This window comes from Lentzea sp. CC55 (genome assembly GCF_021056325.1).
GTDB lineage: Bacteria > Actinomycetota > Actinomycetes > Mycobacteriales > Pseudonocardiaceae > Lentzea > Lentzea jiangxiensis.
The window spans coordinates 69,590-87,883 of the sequence record NZ_JAJCXE010000022.1; the positions used below are offsets into that span (position 1 = coordinate 69,590).

The following is an 18,294-nucleotide window of genomic DNA, read 5'->3' on the forward strand; positions in this document are numbered from 1 at the left end:
ACTCGTGGTCCGGCCCCGCCCGGTCAGGCGTTGCGCACTTCAGCTATGGCGATTACTTGGTCTGCCACTCGTTGGCGTTCCACAGCGCGCCGAAGTAGCTCTGGAAGTACACCCGGTCGAGCCCCTTGAAGGCCCACATGTTCGGCATCTGGAACAGCGGCAGCGAACCGTACGCGCCGGCCAGCGCCGCGTCGGCCTCCGCCCAGTACTTGAGCGAGTCGGAGATCGACGTCTGCGAGACCGCCTGCTTCATGGCCTCGTCGGCCTTCGGCACGGTCAGGTTCTGCCAGTTCTGGCCACCGCCGGTCTCGTAGATCGACTTCTTGCCGCCCTTGAACGGCGAGCTGGACCACGCGAACAGGGCGACGTCGTAGTCACCGGCGGAGACGCGCTCGTCGAGGAAGTTCGGGTCGGTGTCGTCCTTGACCTCGATGCCGGCTTCCTTGCACTGGCCCTGGATCAGCTCGACGGTCTGCTTGCGGCGCGGGATGTCGGTGTGGCTGATCCGGAAGGAGGCGCGCACGCCGTCCTTCGCGAACACGCCGTCGGCACCCTGCGTCCAGCCCGCCTCGGTCAGGATCTTCTTGGCCTCGGCCGGGTCGCCCTTGGCCTTGTCGCCGTAGACGTCCTTGTAGCCCTCGTCGGTCGGGAAGAAGACCAGGCTGCCCATCGGCTTCGCGTCGGCCTGGACCTCGCTGATCAGCTTGTCGATGATGTCCTGGCGCTTGATGCACATGAAGAAGGCCTTGCGGATCTCCTCCTTCGACAGCACCGGGTGCTTCATCTGGATGTCGAGGTGCTCGAACGACAGGCCGGGGCCCGAGCCGAACGTGACGCCCTGGGCGTTGAGGCCCTTGAGCTTGGTGGCCGCGTTCGCGTCCGGCTGCGCGAAGGAGTTGACGGCGAGCTCACCGTTCTCCAGCGCCTGCGCCTGCGCGACGGGGTCCGGGATCGCCTTCAGGACGATCTTGGCGGGACCACCGGGCTTGCCGATCCACTTCGGGTTGCGCTCCAGCGTCACCGACTGGTTCGGCTCGAAGCCGGTCAGCATGTAGGAACCCGCGCCGGGCATCAGGTCCTTGGTGAAGCCGTTCCACTTCTCGTTCCAGAAGTCCGCGGCCTTCTGCAGGTCCGCGGCCGGGGTGTCCTTGGTGAGCTTGGTGACGTCGGCGATGCCGGCGTTCTTCTCGAGGACGTGCGCCGGGAGGACGTCGGTGTTGAACATGTCCTCGTAGTCCGGGTACGGGGAGGAGAACGTGCCGACGAACGTCTGGTCGTCCTTGCACTCGCCGGTCGACAGGTCGTACCCGGTGGTGCTGGCCGGCTTGAAGAACTTGCCGCCGTCGGCCTTCTTGGACGAGTTGCTCTGCGCGAACCACGCCAGGTAGAAGTCGTCGCAGTCCCAGGCCTCGCCGTCGGACCAGGTGACGCCCTTCTTCAGCTTCCAGGTCACGACCTGCGGAGACTTCGAGGTGACCTCGATCGACTCCATCACGTCCTTGTTCAGGATGACCTTGTTGTTGCCGTTCAGGATGTGCGCGCCAGGCTGCACCAGCGTCAGCGCGAACGTGTTGTAGGACTGGTTGGCGTCCTCCGTCGCGTTGTTGTACGAGGTGAACGGCTTGTCGGTCGACACGACGACCTGGTCGCTCTGCTTCGTATCCGGCGCGGTGTAGCCGTCCGCGGACTCACCGCGGGCCGTCGCCATCTCCGCGACGGTGGCGTCCTTGCCATCGGCGTCGTTGGTCCCTCCACCGCCGCCACAGGCACCCAGCACGAGAGACGCGCTGGCCACCAGCGCGATCGCCGGCAGTGCTTTGGTTCTCCTCATCGACACGTGCCCTCCTAGCACTGGGCGGCTGCGGCCTGGTCGGCCTGCACGCCCATAACCGAGATGTGCCATACGCGCCCCGAACCGGCACATCGTGGGCAGCACGGTAGAAACCCGTTGAGGCGGCGGTCACTACCTGGGAGGGTGATCGTGACCCAATGGAAACAGGTTGTAGCAGGCCGCAATGGCCCGATTACCGGGCGGAAGCGTTCGTTGACCGGGCACGCGGAATTCTGTCAACGACGGCCGCCGAACGTAGCAACGCGAAAAGGGCTTGCGCAACGGGTTTCCGGGGCGCCCGCTACCTGTCGAGACGCCGCCATTCGGGTGCACCGCTGAGCACGCCCGCCAAGGGTGCCCCGGCGTCGACTCCCGAAACCGTGGGAAGCACCCCGAGCAGATCGACGACCTGGAAAAGAGGCACCGACACGGCCTGGGCGGCGATCACCGGCTCGACCCTCGCGAGCACGTCCGACAGCAGCACCTTGCCGTTGAGGGCGGCCTCGAGGTCGGCCTGGATCGCCGGGTCGCAGAAGCCCGCGGGGTTGCGCGGGTTCGGCGTCGCCCCGTCCGGAGCGTCACCGGTGCACCCGTACGAGCTCGCCAGCGCTGCCGCCGAGTCACCGGCGTCGACCCTCGGCACGACAGCGATGTCAACGTTCGACTCGACCAGCTGCTTGCTGTAGAGGTCCTCGGCGGTCGGCGTGAGGACCTCGGAGTCGATCCCGCGCTCCTGCAGCTGCGCCTTGATCCGGTTCGCGATGGAGACGTACGGCTCGGCCTTCTCCGGCGCGACGATCCGGAGCTTGAGCGCCTTGCCCGCCTTCTGCCACCCGCCACCGGTCTTCGAGTACCCGGCTGCGGTCAGCAGCTGCTCGCTCGCCGCGGCGTCGAGGGTGTTGGCGGTGATGGTCTTCCGGTACCCGGTGCGGCTCGGCGGCACCACGTAGGAGTCGGCCCGGAACTGGGTGCTGGGCCCGCTCTGCGTCCCGAAGGCGATGAGCGCCTCCCGGTCGAGCGCCGCCACGACCGCCTTGCGCACGTTCAGGTCCCCGAGCTGCTCGCTCACGGGCCGCAGCAGCACCTGCACGACCTCGTTGCGCGGCACCGGCTTCGTCGTGAGGTCCTTGATCCCCTGCAGCAGGTTCACGTCGGCGGCGTCGGCCCGCAGCAACACGGCCTGGTTGTCGCCTTTGGACAGCGACTCGGCCATCGCGCTGTGCGTGGCCCTGCGGATCACGACCCGGTCGAGCGTCGTCGGCACCTCCCAGTACCGGTCGCTGCGCTCGAGCACGACCTCCCCGCGCGGCTCGTCGAGGCTGCGCACCTGGAACGGCCCCGCCGTGGCCGGGAACCCGGTCGCGAGCACGTTCGACCACGTGCCGGGCGCGTCCTTGAGCAGGTGCGCCGGCAACAGGTTCGAGAACAGGCTCCGCCACCCCGGGAACGGCTTGCCGAAGGCGACCTCGACGACCTTGCCGCCCTCACGCGCGCTGATGTTGTCGATGAGCCGGTAGCCCGCCGGATCCACGACTCCGGGCTCGGCGCGCATGCGCTGCCACAGGTAGTAGAAGTCCTCGGCGGCGATGGGCGCGCTGTCGGACCAGCTGGCGTCCTTGCGGATCGTGTAGGTGACGGTGAACGGCTCGGCCTTGGTGACCTTCGCGCTGACCATGAGGTTCCGGTCGAGCTGCGGCGCACCGTCGTTGCCCGGCCGGAAAGGGCTCGGGAGCAGCAGGGAGCTGAGCGCCGTGGTGATGGGGCTCTGCGCGGCGAGCGAGTGCGGGTTGTAACCGCCCGCCACGTCGTCCACGCCGACCACGATCTCCGTGACCTTCGGCCCCGTCGTGGTGATCACAGGTGCCTCGGTCTTCGGGACCAGGGGCGGAGGCGGCGCGTTCGTGCACGCCGCCGCGGTGCCGCACAGGACGGCCGCGACCAGCACTCCCCCGAGACGCCTCATGGTCCTCACACTGCCAGAAGGATGGTGGTGGCGTTCGGGCAACCCGGCTTTTGTCACCCGCGCCACTTGGTGGACGTGACGGGTGGTCGGGGGGTTGCTCGCACGGTGGGTAGTACGGCTCACCCTGGCGGGTGGTTCGGTTGTGCGCGGGGCTGGCGCCTGTTCCAGCGGAGTGGTCGCCTTGGGTCCCGTGTCGCGCGGGTCCGGGTCATCGCCGCTGCTCAGAGCCGTGTGGTCCGGCTGCTCGGCTTTTGCCGTCGCGGTGGGGCGGCGGCCCGCCTCAGCTCGGTGACCCCGCCACCCGAGCCGCCACCCTCCGAACCGGCCCCGGACACGGCGAAGGGCGGCCGGGCTCGTGGCCCGGCCGCCCTTCGCGGCACTGCGTCAGGTCGACCGCAAGCGGTCAGCCGCGCTGCTTCAGGCGCGAGCGCTCGCGGCCTCGCAGGTTCGCGTCCAGGGTGACCTTGCGGACGCGGACGACCTCCGGGGCCACCTCCACGCACTCGTCGGAGGCGCAGAACTCCAGCGCCTCCTCCAGCGAGAGCTTGCGGGGGCGGGCCAGGGTCTCCATCACGTCCGCGGTGGAGGAGCGCATGTTCGTGAGCTTCTTCTCGCGGCAGACGTTGACGTCGAGGTCCTCGGCGCGCGGGTTCTCGCCCACGACCATGCCCTCGTAGGCGTCGGCGCCCGGCTCGACGAAGAAGGTGCCGCGGTCGGCCAGCTGGATCATCGCGTAGGCGGTGATGGAGCCGGCGCGGTCGGCCACCAGGGAGCCGTTGTGGCGGGTGCGGATCTCGCCCGCCCACGGGCCGTAGCCCTCGGAGACGGCGTTCGCGATGCCGGTGCCGCGGGTCTCGGTGAGGAACTCCGTGCGGAAGCCGATGAGGCCACGCGACGGGACCACGTAGTCGAGCTTGATGCGGCCGGTGCCGTGACCCGACATGTTCTCCATGCGGCCCTTGCGGTTCGCGAGGAGCTGGGTGACGGCGCCGAGGTGCTCCTCGGGGCAGTCGACGGACAGGCGCTCGAACGGCTCGTGGATCTTGCCGTCGACGGTGCGGGTGACGACCTGGGGCTTGCCGACGGTCAGCTCGAAGCCCTCGCGGCGCATCTGCTCGACCAGGATGGCCAGCGCCAGCTCACCGCGGCCCTGCACCTCCCAGGTGTCCGGGCGCTCGGTCGGGAGGACGCGCACGGACACGTTGCCGATGAGCTCCGAGTCGAGGCGCGCCTTGAGCATGCGGGCGGTGAGCTTGGTGCCGCCGTTGCGGCCGGCCAGCGGCGAGGTGTTCACACCGACGGTCATCGAGATCGCGGGCTCGTCGACCGTGATGCGGGGCAGCGCGACCGGGTTCTCGGCGTCGGCGAGCGTGTCGCCGATGGTGATGTCCGGGATGCCGGCGATGGCGACCAGGTCACCGGCGCGGGCGAGCTCGGCCGGCTGGCGGTCGAGCGCCTCGGTGATCAGCAGCTCGGTGATGCGGACCTTGACGGGCTCGCCGTCCTCGCGGCACCACGCCACGGTCTCGCCCTTGCGCAGCGTGCCCCGGTGGATGCGGCACAGCGCGATGCGGCCGAGGAACGTCGAGGCGTCGAGGTTCGTGACCAGCGCCTGGAGCGGGCCGTCGATCTCGACGCGGGGGGCGGGGATGTGCTCGAGCAGCACCTGGAACAGGGTGTCGAGGTTCTCCTCGTCCGGCAGGCCGCCGTCCTCGGGCTGGGTGAGCGACGCGCGACCGGCGCGCGCGGAGGCGTAGACGACCGGCAGGTCCAGCACGGACTCGTCGGCGCCGACCTCGGTCGCGAGGTCGAGCAGCAGGTCGTGGGCCTCCTCGACGACCTCGGAGATCCGGGCGTCGGGGCGGTCGACCTTGTTGACCAGCAGGATCACCGGCAGGCCGGCGGCCAGGGTCTTGCGGAGCACGAAGCGCGTCTGGGGCAGCGGGCCCTCGGACGCGTCGACGAGCAGGACGACGCCGTCGACCATGGACAGCGCGCGCTCGACCTCGCCGCCGAAGTCGGCGTGGCCGGGGGTGTCGACGACGTTGATGATCACGTCGCCGTCCGGCGTGTGCCTGCGCACAGCCGTGTTCTTGGCGAGGATCGTGATGCCCTTCTCGCGCTCGAGCTCGCCCGAGTCCATGACCCGGTCGACGAGCTCGGCACGCGCGGAGAAGGCGCCGGACTGGCGCAGCATGGCGTCGACCAGGGTGGTCTTGCCGTGGTCGACGTGCGCGACGATCGCGACATTTCGCAGGTCAGTGCGCGTCTGAAGGGCAGACGCGGTGGCCGTGGGCACGCAGAACTCCTAGAGCTTCGAAGGCGTTGGAGGGGCTCGCGCCGGACACTTCGATGCGCAGGGCCGGTTTTGATACTACCGGCTGCGTCGCCATTACCACACAAGAGTGCCAGTGAAGTGAGCCTCACCTACTCTAGCGATACGCGGCGGAGTGGAGTTCAACCAGTGGGTAAAAAGCTCAAGAAGAAGTGCTGCCGGTCGAAGCCCCGGTGCAAGCGCTGCCCGGTTCCCTTCCTGCTCGAGGAACGCGACAAGGCCAGGAAGAAGGCGGCGAAGAAGGCCGAGAAGGCCGCCAAGAAGGCGCTGAAGAAAGCCGCTTGAGACCCGAGGCACGCCGGTAGGGCGTTCGGCCTCCTCCGGCGCCACTCGACCGGGAACGCGAAGGCCGATCGGCCCGCACGACGTGCCCAAGCTCACGCCACCGGCGACCCCGGCGAGGCGGTCCGGGGCGTCATCGCCGCACCCGGCACCCGCACACCACCGGACCGAAAAGCGCCGCGGGAGCTCGCCGGACCGGACGTGCGGCAACGACCCGATCACCCCGCACGTGGTCGTCGAGGACGCTCACGGCGGCAATCGAGTGGCTTCCCCGAAGCGGCGTTAGCCCTGCAGCACGGCTTCGTTCAGCTTCGAGAGCTCGGGCGCCGTCCTGGTCGCCTCGAACTCGCAGATCTCGTAGTTCACGAGCTTCTGCTCGGCCCACGGGTCCGTGGCGAGCAGGGCCTCGAGCTTGCCCCGGGGCATGGGGCGCGTGATGATCACGCCGCCCGTCCTCGGCACCTGACGCCCCGAAGCGAGGAAGAGGCCCCGCTCGTACTGCTTCTCGACCCACTCGCGGTGGTCGGGGAGGGCGTAGTCGATCTGTTCCAGTGGCGCGGCGTACTTCAGCAGCACGATGAACATGCGTTGACGGTAGACCTATACTCGGGATCGTGCGCATCCTCAACGCCTTCTGGCGGGCCGCTTCCAGGCGGCCGGAGTAGCAGCGCGCAGAAACCACTGACGCGACACACGGGCCGCCCCGAGGGGCGGCTTTTTCGTTTCGTTCCCGACGGGCGGTCCTTCGACGGAAGGACCGATCATGATCCGGCTCTCGGCCATCACCCCCTCCGGCCAGGTCCACCTGGGCAACTACCTCGGCGCGCTGCGGACGTGGGCGCGGGAGGGCACCGAGGAGGACGTGTACTTCATCAGCGACCTGCACGCGATGACGTCGTCGCACAACCCGCAACGCCTGCGATCCATGACGCGCGAGCAGCTCGCGGTGCTCGTCGCGTCCGGCATCGACCCGGCCAGCGTGTGCGTGCAGAGCGACCTCATCCGCGAGCTGGGGGCGCTCAACTGGGTCCTGGAGTGCACCTGCACCTACGGCGAGGCCGCGCGGATGATCCAGTTCAAGGAGAAGTCGCTCGGCCGCGAGTCGGTGCGGCTGAGCCTGCTCACCTACCCGGTGCTGATGGCGGCGGACATCCTGCTGCAGGGCACAGCGGAGGTGCCGGTCGGCGAGGACCAGCTCCAGCACGTCGAACTGGCCCGTGCGCTCGCCCGGCGGTTCAACCACGCCTACGGCGACGCGTTCATCGTGCCGACGGCGGTGGTGCCGAAGGTCGGGGCGCGCATCAAGGACCTCTCGGACCCGACTCGCAAGATGGACAAGTCGGCCCGGAGCTCCACGGGCGTCGTCTTCGTGCTCGACGAGCCGGACCTCGTGCAGCGCAAGGTCCGCAGGGCCGTCTCGTCGGCCGAGGGCATCGCGAACCTCGTCGAGGTCCTCGCCTCCTGCACCGGCAAGGAGCCCGAGGACTTCACGAGCAGGTTCTCCGAGCTCAAGGACGTGGTGGCGGAGGCGGTGATCGAGGAACTGCGGCCGGTGCGCGCCCGCACCCTCGAGCTCCTCGCCGACCCCGCCGAGCTGGACCGGATCCGGGCGGCGGGCGCCGGCCGGGCGCGGGAGCGCGCCCAGCACCGGCTGAACGCGGCCCTGCGCCTGTCCGGGCTCAGTTGAGGAGCTGCTGAAGGGCCGGCACCAGCACCCTGTCTGCGGGCAACCAGGGAAGACCGGGCAGCTCGCCGGCGGTGACCCACCGGACGGCGTTGTGCTCCAACGCTTCCGGCTCACCGCCGGCGAGCTCGGCCGAGAAGATCCGCAGCACCAGGTCGCGCTTCAACGGCACGTCCGGCCCGACCCGCTCGCCCACGACGACCGGAACCCCCAGCTCCTCCACGCACTCCCGCACCAGCGCGTCCACAGGCTTCTCACCGGGCTCGACCCGTCCGCCGGGCAGTTCCCACTGTCCCGCATGGGTTTCCGGGAACGACCGCTGCTGCGCGAGCAACCGTCCACCCCGGACGATCGCGGCGCCGACGACGACACGGGCGGAACGCAGCTCCGCGCACCGCCGCGCCAGCAACGCCGAGCGCTTCTCCAGTACCCGCAACGCCGTCCCGCGCCCGACCGTCATGTCCGCGAACCGCCCGACGACACCGCGCACGGAGGTCCAGCCGACCCGGTCGACCACCATCGTCCCCGCGCCGGTGACCACGAGGTCCGTGTGCAGCTCCAGGAAGTCACCCGCGGCCGACACCCCGGACAGGTCGGCGCGCGTCACCGTCAGCCGGACCCCGAACGGCCCGGTGAGCTCGTCCCCCGCGCACAGCAGGGGTCCCGGGACGCGGACACCGAACCCGGTGATCAGCGACGTGTCCAGCAGGGCACCCGCGACGACCGAAACAGGCGCGTCGACCAGTGCCGACGCTCGCAACTCTGGCACCCGAGCTTGCTACCAGGACGGCCAGCGGATCTCCAAACGCGCACCGCCCGCGGGCGACTCGGCGGCGTGCACCGAGCCACCGCGGCGCTGCACGAGGTGCGCCACCAGCGCGAGCCCGAGGCCGAAGCCGCCGGAGCCGCGCCCGCGGTCCTCCTCCACCCGGTAGAACCGGTCGAACACCTTCGTCCGGTGCTCGGCGGGAATGCCGTGCCCGTCGTCGTCCACGAGCAGGCGCACGTCCCGCCCCACCGGCACCAGCGTCAGCGTGATCGTCGAGTACGCGTACCGGGCGGCGTTGCGCAGCAGGTTGTCCAGCACCAGCTCGACCTCGGACCGCGTGGCCGACACCAGGCACGCCGACGGCGGCGCGGTCAGCCGCACCAGCAGCTCGGTGTCCAGCCGGGAGATCGCCGCCTCGGCCTCCAGCACCAGGTCCACGGCCTCGGCGCGCGGCGGCGCCCCCGTGTCGGCGCGGGCGAGGATCAGCAGCGATTCCACCAGCGCGCTCAGCCGGATCGACTCCTCGACCACCGACTCCAGGACCTCCAGCGAGAAGTCCGGATCGGGGTGCGCCACGGCGACCTCCGCCTGGGCGCGCACGGAGGCCACCGGCGAACGGAGCTCGTGCGCCGCGTCCCCGGTGAAGCGCCGCAACCGGTCGGAGGCCTCGTCACGCCGGGCCAGCAGCGCGTTCAGCGCCTCGGCCAGCGCCTGCAGCTCGTCCCGCGACGGCGGCACCGGCAACCGTTCGCCGTGCGGCAGCTCCCCCGCCGCGACGCGCATCCGTTCCACCGGCCGCAGCGACGACCGCACCGCCAGCCAGGTCGCGATGCCCACGAGCACGGCCACGAGCACCGCCGCGACGGCCAGCCAGCGCGTGCCGAGCGTGTTCGCCTTGCCGTAGCCGAGCAACGTGCTCGCGTAGACCTCCAGCCTGGGCGTCCCGTCCCCGGCGAACACGACCTGCCCGCGGAACCGCAGTGCGGTCTCGCCCTCCAGCCGCAGCACCGGTTCCCCGGACTTGAGCTCCCGGATGTCCCGCGCCGTGAGCGGCAGCGGCGGCCCGCCGTCCACGGGCACCCCGGCCACGTCCAGCACGCGGGGCGGCGACTTCGCCAGCTCCTGGTCCACCGCGGTGATTTGGATCAGGCCGATCAGCGCGGGCGCGAAACCGGTGAACGCGAGCAGGCACAGCAGCGCCACCCCGGTCGCCACCACGGTGATGCGGAAGCGCAGCGTGCGCCGCAACCACCAGCGGCGAGGGATCACCTGTTCCCCAGGGCGTTGTCGAGGTCCGGGGTGGACGCGATGTACCCGTGCCCCCGGATCGTCCGCACGACCTCCCCCGCCCCCACGGCCTCCAGCTTGCGCCGCAGGTAGCCGACGTAGACCTCGACGGCGTTGCGGGTCGCGGCCTGCTCGTCGCCCCAGACGGTCCGCAGCAGCTCGTCCTTGGTCACCACGGACCCCGCCCTGGACGCCAGCACGTCGAGCACCGCGTACTCCCGCGGCGACAGCGAGACGTCCTGCCCGGCCCAGCTGACCTCGCGCAGCCCCCGGTCGATCACGAGGTTGCCCAGCGTGAGCTTGCGCCGCGCGCCCCCTCCGCGGCGCAGCAGGGCGCGGACCTGCGCGACCAGCACCACGAAGCTGAACGGCTTGACGAGGTACCCGTCGGCGCCGAGGTCGAGCCCGTCGGCCTGGTCGACCTCCCCGTCCTTGGCCGACACCATCAGCACGGGCGTGCGCACGCCGTCGGCCCGCATGCGCTGCAGCACCCGGTACCCGGACAGCCCCGGCAGCATGATGTCGAGCAGGACGACGTCGAACGCCCCCGTGAGCGCCACGCGCAGCGCGGTGGGCCCGTCGGCCGCGGTGACGACCTCCATGCCCTCCGCCGACAGACCCCGTTCCAACGCCCGGCGCACGCCGACTTCGTCGTCCACGACCAGCACTCGAGGCTTCACACCGCACAGCATGCCGCCCGCCGCCCCCACCCGCCCTAAAGATCTCAGCCGACTCTCAGAAAGCCGTGCTGCGATCACCCAAAAGACCAGGTAGAACGGATCTCAGCACCATCTCAGCAACCCACCGCCAAGCTGTGGTCACAAGCCCTTGGAGGAGGGGACCAGATGAACAACCGAAAGGTGACCCTGGCCGCGGCAGCGGCCGGAGTGGTCGCCGGTGCGGCAGGCCTCGGCCTGCTCGCCATGCCCGCAGGCGCAGGCCAGCCACCCACGCTCCCGGACGTGTCCGCGGAGTCGCTCGTCGAGCAGGTGCTGACGAGCGAGCCCGGCGCGTTCGGCGGCACCGTGCAGGTCGACAACAAGCTCGGCCTGCCGTCGATCGCGGAGATCCCGCAGCTCGCCGACGGCAAGCACAGCGCGCGGATCTGGACCGACGGCAACGGCAGGTTCCGCGCCGCACTGCCGAACGGCCAGTCCGAGCAGACCGTCGTCCACGACGGCAAGACCACCTGGTCTTGGAACTCCGCCGACAACGAGGTCACGAAGGCCGAGCGCGGGGCGGACGAGCGCAAGCCGGACGCGAAGGCCGACGCGGCCAACCCGGCCGAGGCGGCCAAGCAGGTCGTCGGCCTGACCAAGGAGTTCAGCGACATCAGCGTCGACGGCACCGCGCGGGTCGCGAACCGTGCCGCCTACGAGCTCGTGCTGACCCCCAAGGCCAGCGAGAAGACGCTGATCCGCGAGGTGCGGATCGCCGTCGACTCCGAGCTCAAGATGCCGCTGCGCGTCGCCGTGCTGACCAACGGCACGAGCGAGCCCGCCGGCATGATCGGCTTCAGCGAGATCAACGTCGGCCCGCAGGACCCGAAGCTGTTCGAGTTCACGCCGCCGGCGCAGGCGGAGGTCACGACGCCGGAGGCCAAGGAGCGCGACCGGGACCGCTCGCCGGAGCTCGGCCTCGAGCAGGCGCTGCAGGGTGAGAACCCGCAGGTCTTCGGCACGGGCTGGGACACGGTGGTCGGGGCGAGGATCCCGGCCGAGGCCATGGCGCAGGTCCCGGCGGAGGCGCAGGGCCTCGTCGACCGGTTCACCAAGAAGGTGAGCGGGTCCTGGGGCAGCGGCAAGGTCTTCACCACGAAGGTCGCCACGATCCTGATCGCGGACGACGGCCGCGTTGCCGCGGGTGCCGTTCCCGAGCAGGTGCTGTTCGACACGATCGGACAGGTGAAGTGACCACCTCGACCAGCGCGCCGGTGACAGCGCCGTCCACCACCGCTGTCGCCGCGCGGACCAGGGGTCTGCGCAAGGAGTACGGGAGCACGGTCGCCGTGGACCGCGTCGACCTCGAGCTGCCGCAGGGAGCCGTGCTCGGCATGCTCGGACCCAACGGGTCCGGCAAGACGACCACGATCCGGATGCTGCTCGGGTTGGTCCGCCCCACGCAGGGGGAGATCGAACTGCTCGGCCGGCGTCTTCCCGACGGCGCCGAGCAGGTGCTGCCGCACGTCGGCGCGCTGGTCGAGGGTCCGGGGTTCCACCCGTTCCTCAGCGGGCGGGAGAACCTCGTCAGGTGTGCCGCGTTCGAGCCGCTGCTGCCCAAGAAGCAGATCAAGCAGGCGGTGGAGGAAGCGCTCGACCGCGTCGGGCTCGCCCAGGCGGCCCACCGCAGGTACCGGGGGTACTCGCTCGGCATGAAGCAGCGTCTCGGCCTGGCCGGGGCGCTGCTCGTGCCGCGCAAGCTCGTCGTGCTCGACGAGCCGACCAACGGCCTCGACCCGGCCGGCACGCGGGAGATCCGCAAGATCATCGCGGAGCTCCACGCGGCGGGCAGCACCGTCCTCGTCTCCAGCCACCTGCTGAGCGAGGTCGAGGCCACCTGCACGCACGTCGCCGTGCTGCACCGCGGCACCGTGGTGGCGCAGGGCGAGCTGACCGAGCTGCTGCAGGCGGGGGGATCCGCCCTGCAGGTGATCACACCGGACGTCGAGAAGGCGCTGAGCGCGTTGCGCCAGGCCAAGATCTCCGCGCGGCCGCTGGGCGACGGGCTGCGGGTCGAGCTCGCCGGCACGAGCGCGCCGCAGGTGATCGAGACGCTCGTCCAGGGCGGTGCCAGGGTCTTCGAGGCCACGCGCTGGAAGACCGGTCTCGAAGAGCTGTTCGCGCGGCTCACCGAGGCCGAGGAGGCCGAGCGCGGGATGTCCGCCGTGGACACGCTGGACGGGGGCTCGCGATGATCACGCGTCAGTTCGGTTCCGAGGTGCGCTGGATGCTGCGCAGGCCCCGCACGCTCATCGGCCTGTTCGGCCTGGTGCTGGTGCCGATCATCATCAGCTTCGGCATCTGGACCGCCGGCGAGGACGAGGGCGGCGGCGGGCCTCCCGGGCTCGGCGCCATCCTGCAGGGCAACGGCATGGTCGTGCCGATCTTCACGTTGTTCCTGTCGCTCAACCTGCTGCTGCCGCTGGTGGCGTCGATCTGGGCGGCGGACGGCCTGGCGGGCGAGGCACAACACGGCACGTTGCGCGGCCTGCTGGTCGCGCCGGTGTCCCGCGTGCGGCTGCTGTTCGTGAAGCTGTTCGGGCTCGCCGCGATGTCGTTGTTCGCCGTCACGCTGATGGCCGTCGTCGGCATCATCGCGGGCACGGCGTTCCTCGGCACGGACGGCATGATGACGCTGTCGGGCACCACGCTGGACACCGGCGAGGGCCTGCTGCGCATCGCGTTGTTCGTCGTCCTCGTGACGTTCCAGATGGTGTCGATCGGCGCCGTCGCCCTCGCCGTCTCGGCCACCACCGAGCACCCGCTGGTGGTGCAGGCGGCGACCATGACGACGATCATCGTGTTCCAGGTGCTGGGGCAGTTCTCGTCGCTGGACTGGCTGCACCCGTTCCTGATCACGACGGGCTTCCCCGGCCTGATCGACGTGATGCGCGACCCGGTCCCGCTCGACCAGATCCGGGACAGCACCCTGCTCGCGGGCTGCTACCTGCTGATCGGCACGGGCCTGGCCGCCATGCGCCTCATCACGAAGGACAACTAGCGCCGGAACCCGCCCTCGCTGTTGATCACCTGACCGGTGATCCAGGCGGCGTCGGCGGTGCAGAGCCAGGAGATCAGCCGGGCGGCGTCGTCCGGCTGACCCCAGCGCTTCAAGGGCATCCGCTCGTTCACGAAGTCCGTGAGCTCCGGTCCGGCCCACCCGGTGTCGGTCGGGCCGGGGTTCACGGCGTTGACGGTGATGCCGCGGTCCGCCAGTTCGTGCGACAGCGTCGCCACGATCGCCGCGAGGGCGCCCTTCGACGCCGCGTAGGCGACCTCGCCGGGCATCGGCCCGAGGTTCTGCCCGGACGTCAGGAACACGACCCGGCCGCCCTCACGCCCCTCCCACCTGCGGGCAAACGCTTGCGCCAGCAGGATCGACGAGCGCGTGTTCACCGCGTGGTGCCCGTCGAGCATCTCGGCGTCCACCTCGGCCAGCGACCCGTCGCCGCCGGACCGCGCGTGGTTGCACACCAGCACGTCGACGCGCCGAACGCCTCGACGGCCGCGGCCACCAGCCGTTCCGGCCCCGCGGGGTCGGCCAGGTCCACGCCCAGCCCCTGAGCGCCGATGCCGGCCAGCACCTCGTCCACGGAGTCCGCGCCCCACGGCTGCGCCGCGTCGTGCGGGACGTGGTGCTGCACGAACACCTCGGCGCCCAGTCCGCGCAGCCGGGACGCGATCGCGTAGCCGATGCCCTGCCGCCTGCTCACGCCGGTGACCAGCGCTACTCGTCCCTCGAGAAGTCCCATAGGACTGCATGCCTACCCGACGCGCGCGACGCCGTCCAAGTCGATTGCGAGCCGCACGCGGTCCCCGACCGACACCGGTCCCACGGCCTCGTACTCCTCGCCGCCGATCTCCACGAGCAACCGCACGTGGTCGCGCCGGTGCACCCGCTCCAGCACCGTGCCCTCCAGCAGACCGTCGGAGTCGACCCGCAGCGCCGTGGCGCGCAACCCGACCCGTTCGACGTCCAGGCCGACGAACGAACCGGGCACGAACCTGCTGCAGCCCAGGAACTTCGCGGTCTCGACGTCCACCGGCGACGACCACACCTCGGCGGGCGGGCCGACCTGGACGATCCGGCCGCGCGACATGATCGCCACCCGGTCGGCCAGCGTGAACGCCTCGTCGTGGTCGTGCGTCACGACCAGCGCCGTCGTGGCCGCCTCCCGCAGCAGCCGCGCCAGGTCGACCGCGAGCTGCTCGCGCAACGCCCGGTCCAGCGCCGACAGCGGCTCGTCCAGCAGCAGCAACCGCGGTGACGGCGCCAGCGCGCGTGCCAGCGCCACCCGTTGCTGCTCCCCGCCGGACAGCTGCGTGACCCGGCGATCGGCGTAGCCCTCGAGGCCGACGAGCTCGAGCAGCGACAGCACGCGCTTGTCCCGCGCCTCGCGCTCGACCTTCCTCATCCGCAGGCCGAACGCCACGTTCCCGGCGACCGTGCGGTGCGGGAACAGCTGCCCGTCCTGGAACACCAGCCCGAACTCGCGCCGGTGCACCGGGACGCCGGCCAGGTCCGCGCCGTCCCACCGCACGGCACCGGACGAGGGCTTCTCCAGCCCCGCGACCGTGCGCAGCAGCGTCGACTTCCCGCACCCCGACGGCCCGAGCAGCGCCACGACCTCGCCGTCCCGCACGGAGAGCGACACGTCCGACACCGCCGTCGTCGGTCCGTACCGGACGGTGATCGAGTCCAGCTCCAGCGCCATCAGAACTCCCCGCTGCTCGGCACGCGCAGCCGCTCGATCAGCAGCACGCACCCGACCGTCACGACCATCAGCAGCGCGCACGCCGCGTAGGCCATCTGGCTGTTCAACTCCCCCGGCCGCGACATCAGCCGTGCGATCACCACCGGCAACGTCGGCGCGTCCGGCCGGGCCAGGAAGCTCGTCGCCCCGAACTCCCCCAGCGCCACCACGTACCCGAACCCGGCCGCCGCCACCAGGGACCGGCCGACCAGCGGCAGGTCGACCTCGCGCCACACCCCGGCGGGCGAGGCCCCCAGCGTCGCCGCCGCCTGCCGCAGCCGTTCGTCGACGGCCCGCAGCACCGGCAGCACCATTCGCACGACCAGCGGCGTCACCACCAGCGCCTGTGCCAGCGGCACCAGCATCGGCGAGGTGCGGAAGTCGCCGGGCAGCGCGTCCATGGTGATCAGGTAGCCGAAGCCGACCGTCACCGCGGACACCCCGAGCGGCAGCATCAGCGCCGTGTCGAGCACCTCGGCGGAACGCGCACCGGACCGCCGCAGCCCGACCAGCACCACGGCCGAGAACACCCCGACGACCAGTGCCACGAGCGTGGCGTCGAAGGCCGTCCGCAGCGAGTTCACCGCGGCGTCGACTCCGGTCACCGCCAGCGTGCCCCGGTCGCCGCGGGTGTTCAGCGCCACGTACCCGGCGAGGCTCCAGCCGTCCCGGGTGGACAGCGACCGGGTCACCAGGCCGACGACCGGCGTCAGCAGCGCGACCACCACGGCGAACGCGGCGCCGACGACGTACCACTCACCGCCGGCGGGCCGCCGGGCCAGCTCCTCCCTGCCGCGCAACGCCAGAGCGGTCTCCCGCCGGCGCCGGGCGAGCGCGCCCAGCACGAGCACCGCCAGCACGGCGGCGAACTGCAGCAGCGACAGGGCGGCCGCCCCGGACAGGTCGAACAGCTCCACCGTCCGCAGGTAGATCTCGGTCTCCAGCGTCCGGTACCGCGAGCCGCCGAGCACCAGCACGACGCCGAAACTCGTGGCGCAGAACAGGAACACGACCGCCGCGGCCGAGCCGATCGCGGGCGCGAGCGCCGGCAGCACCACCGACAGGAACGCCCGCGGGCGTGACGCCCCCAGCGCCCGTGCCGCGTCCTCGGCCCGCCGATCGGTGTGCGCCCACAGCCCGCCGACGGTCCGCGCGACCACGGCGACGTTGAAGAAGGCGTTCGCCAGCACGATCGGCAGCACGCCGCCGTCCGGCCAGAACGTCCGGAAGGCCAGGCCCACCACCACGGTCGGCAGCACGAACGGCACCATCACGGCGGCACGCACCAGCCCGAGCCCGCGGATCCGGCACCGGGCCAGCACGAACGCGAGCGGCATCCCGGCGACGACCGCCACGACCGTCGACGCCAGGGCCTGCCCGAGGGTGAAGCCGACGAGCTCCCAGGTGCCGCCCTCGAAGACCGCCTCCAGGACACCGCCCTCACGCAGCCCGAGCGACACGATCGCCAGCACGGGCCACGCGAAGAACAGTCCCAGGAAGGCCAGCGGCAGCAGCGCCGCCGCCGACCACCCCGTGCGCGAGCTCAGCCCTGCACGAGCTTGCGCCACTGCTCGACCCACGCTTCGCGGTTGTCCTTGACCTTCTCGGCGGGCAACGACTGCGACGAAGACGGCAGCGGGGCGTCCTTGGCCCACGACTCGGGCAGCGCGACGCCCTCGCGCGAGGGGTAGACGTACATCTGCTCGGCCACCTGGGCCTGGAACTGCTCACCCAGCAGGAAGTCGAGGACCTTCTTCGCGTCCTCGGGGTTCTTGGCGCCGGACAGCACGCCGGCGTACTCGACCTGGCGGTAGCAGGTGTCGAGCACGGCCTTGGTCTTGCCGCCCTCGGCCGACGGCGACGACGCGTACGACACGACGATCGGCCGGTCGCCCTTGGTGGCGGAGAACTCCTGGTTGTAGGCCTCTTCCCAGCCGCTCACGACCTTGACGCCGTTGGCCTTGAGCTTGGTCCAGTACTCCTGCCAGCCGTTCTCGCCGAACTTCGCGATCGTGCCGAGCAGGAAGGCGAGACCGGGCGAGGACGTGGCCGGGTTCTCGACGACCAGCTTGTCCTTGAACTTCGGGTCGACCAGGTCCTCGTACGACTTCGGCTCGACCCCGCCGAGCCCGGCCGGGTCGATGTTGAGGCACACGTCACCGACGTCGACGGCCTGCAGGCGGTTCGAGTCGTCGGCCTTGTACCGCTGGGCGCCCTTCGCGGCCTCCGGCGAGGCGTACTCGGCGAAGACGCCCTCGCTCAGAGCGCGCGAGGCGAAGGTCGAGTCGACGCCGAACGCCACGTCGCCGATCGGGTTCGCCTTGGTGAGCACCAGCTTGTTCGTCAGCTCGCCCGCGTCGCCGCTCGCGAGCTGCTTCACGGTGATGCCCGAGGACCTCTGGAACTCGTCCAGGACCTCCTGCTTGACCGCGAACGAGTCGTGGGTCACCAGCGTGACCTCGCGCGACTGCGGTGCGGTCGAGGTACCGGCCGAGCACCCGGCCAGCACCAGAGCAGCGCAAACAGCAAAAATCCTTCTCACGTCAAACCTCTCCCTACGCCGGTATGACCCGGATCAGGTGGACGGTCGAGGGCTTGCGAGCCCTCCTCTCAGCCCGGCGCTTCACCGGACTCCCGTGGTAAACGCGCAGCTTACGTGACGTGGTGGGA

17 protein-coding genes and 1 riboswitch are annotated in these 18,294 nt (G+C 70.9%); of the genes, 5 read left to right on the top strand and 12 right to left on the bottom strand.

Going from position 1 to position 18,294, the window contains the following annotated elements; translation table 11 throughout:
* Positions 1-52: 52 nt before the first annotated feature.
* The 3 genes from L6E10_RS16120 to typA form a co-directional block, all read right to left on the bottom strand.
* A complete protein-coding gene (locus L6E10_RS16120) occupies positions 53-1,831 on the bottom strand; it encodes an ABC transporter family substrate-binding protein (protein ID WP_236220337.1) in 1,779 nt (592 codons plus the stop codon).
* A gap of 301 nt (positions 1,832-2,132) precedes the next feature.
* Positions 2,133-3,794 carry an ABC transporter family substrate-binding protein gene (locus tag L6E10_RS16125; protein WP_236220338.1) on the bottom strand — a complete coding sequence of 554 codons (1,662 nt, stop codon included), beginning with the start codon at positions 3,792-3,794 and terminating at the stop codon, positions 2,133-2,135.
* 403 nt (positions 3,795-4,197) lie between these two features.
* A complete protein-coding gene (gene typA / locus L6E10_RS16130) occupies positions 4,198-6,093 on the bottom strand; it encodes a translational GTPase TypA (protein WP_236220339.1) in 1,896 nt (631 codons plus the stop codon).
* 165 nt (positions 6,094-6,258) lie between these two features.
* On the opposite strand from typA, the gene L6E10_RS16135 reads away from it, so the two are divergent.
* Positions 6,259-6,414 carry a hypothetical protein gene (locus tag L6E10_RS16135; protein ID WP_176959914.1) on the top strand — a complete coding sequence of 52 codons (156 nt, stop codon included), beginning with the start codon at positions 6,259-6,261 and terminating at the stop codon, positions 6,412-6,414.
* Positions 6,415-6,693: 279 nt separating this feature from the next.
* On the opposite strand, the gene L6E10_RS16140 is transcribed toward L6E10_RS16135, so the two are convergent.
* On the bottom strand, positions 6,694-6,996 hold the full coding sequence (locus L6E10_RS16140) for a YciI family protein (RefSeq protein WP_236220340.1): 303 nt from the start codon (positions 6,994-6,996) through the stop codon (positions 6,694-6,696).
* A 178-nt stretch (positions 6,997-7,174) separates the two neighbouring features.
* On the opposite strand from L6E10_RS16140, the gene trpS reads away from it, so the two are divergent.
* Positions 7,175-8,098, top strand: coding sequence for a tryptophan--tRNA ligase (gene trpS / locus L6E10_RS16145; protein WP_236220341.1), 924 nt, complete (start codon positions 7,175-7,177; stop codon positions 8,096-8,098).
* Here trpS and L6E10_RS16150 read toward each other — a convergent pair.
* Genes L6E10_RS16150 through L6E10_RS16160 form a run of 3 tightly spaced genes read right to left on the bottom strand, consistent with a single transcriptional unit; the run spans position 8,091 to position 10,843 of the window.
* Positions 8,091-8,864 (bottom strand): (deoxy)nucleoside triphosphate pyrophosphohydrolase, encoded by a 774-nt coding sequence (locus tag L6E10_RS16150; protein WP_236220342.1) that lies wholly within the window; start codon positions 8,862-8,864, stop codon positions 8,091-8,093. The genes trpS and L6E10_RS16150 overlap by 8 nt on opposite strands.
* Positions 8,865-8,873: 9 nt before the next feature.
* Positions 8,874-10,133: a cell wall metabolism sensor histidine kinase WalK gene (locus L6E10_RS16155; RefSeq protein WP_236220343.1), complete on the bottom strand. Its 1,260-nt coding sequence runs from the start codon at positions 10,131-10,133 to the stop codon at positions 8,874-8,876.
* Positions 10,130-10,843 (bottom strand): response regulator transcription factor, encoded by a 714-nt coding sequence (locus tag L6E10_RS16160; protein WP_236221090.1) that lies wholly within the window; start codon positions 10,841-10,843, stop codon positions 10,130-10,132. Before L6E10_RS16160 ends, L6E10_RS16155 begins: the two co-directional genes overlap by 4 nt.
* Before the next feature lie 153 nt (positions 10,844-10,996).
* On the opposite strand from L6E10_RS16160, the gene L6E10_RS16165 reads away from it, so the two are divergent.
* Genes L6E10_RS16165 through L6E10_RS16175 form a run of 3 tightly spaced genes read left to right on the top strand, consistent with a single transcriptional unit; the run spans position 10,997 to position 13,871 of the window.
* The gene (locus L6E10_RS16165; protein ID WP_236220344.1) at positions 10,997-12,064 is read left to right on the top strand and encodes a hypothetical protein; all 1,068 of its coding nucleotides are present in this window, start codon (positions 10,997-10,999) and stop codon (positions 12,062-12,064) included.
* Positions 12,061-13,065, top strand: coding sequence for an ABC transporter ATP-binding protein (locus L6E10_RS16170; protein WP_236220345.1), 1,005 nt, complete (start codon positions 12,061-12,063; stop codon positions 13,063-13,065). Before L6E10_RS16165 ends, L6E10_RS16170 begins: the two co-directional genes overlap by 4 nt.
* A complete protein-coding gene (locus L6E10_RS16175; protein ID WP_236220346.1) occupies positions 13,062-13,871 on the top strand; it encodes an ABC transporter permease in 810 nt (269 codons plus the stop codon). Before L6E10_RS16170 ends, L6E10_RS16175 begins: the two co-directional genes overlap by 4 nt.
* Here L6E10_RS16175 and L6E10_RS40815 read toward each other — a convergent pair.
* From L6E10_RS40815 to L6E10_RS16195, 5 genes are all read right to left on the bottom strand, one after another.
* On the bottom strand, positions 13,868-14,344 hold the full coding sequence (locus tag L6E10_RS40815) for an SDR family oxidoreductase (RefSeq protein ID WP_308102800.1): 477 nt from the start codon (positions 14,342-14,344) through the stop codon (positions 13,868-13,870). The two genes, L6E10_RS16175 and L6E10_RS40815, sit on opposite strands and share 4 nt — an antisense overlap.
* Entirely contained in the window at positions 14,263-14,622 is a 360-nt protein-coding gene (locus L6E10_RS40820; protein WP_308102801.1) for a hypothetical protein, read from the bottom strand. The genes L6E10_RS40815 and L6E10_RS40820 overlap by 82 nt, the downstream gene beginning before the upstream one ends.
* A 12-nt stretch (positions 14,623-14,634) precedes the next feature.
* Entirely contained in the window at positions 14,635-15,585 is a 951-nt protein-coding gene (locus L6E10_RS16185; protein WP_236220347.1) for an ABC transporter ATP-binding protein, read from the bottom strand.
* Positions 15,585-17,192: an iron ABC transporter permease gene (locus L6E10_RS16190; RefSeq protein WP_236220348.1), complete on the bottom strand. Its 1,608-nt coding sequence runs from the start codon at positions 17,190-17,192 to the stop codon at positions 15,585-15,587. Before L6E10_RS16190 ends, L6E10_RS16185 begins: the two co-directional genes overlap by 1 nt.
* Positions 17,168-18,166, bottom strand: a complete 999-nt coding sequence (locus L6E10_RS16195; protein ID WP_236220349.1) for a thiamine ABC transporter substrate binding subunit — start codon at positions 18,164-18,166, stop codon at positions 17,168-17,170. Before L6E10_RS16195 ends, L6E10_RS16190 begins: the two co-directional genes overlap by 25 nt.
* A riboswitch (TPP riboswitch) is annotated at positions 18,160-18,270 on the bottom strand. It overlaps the preceding gene by 7 nt.
* Positions 18,271-18,294: the final 24 nt, after the last annotated feature.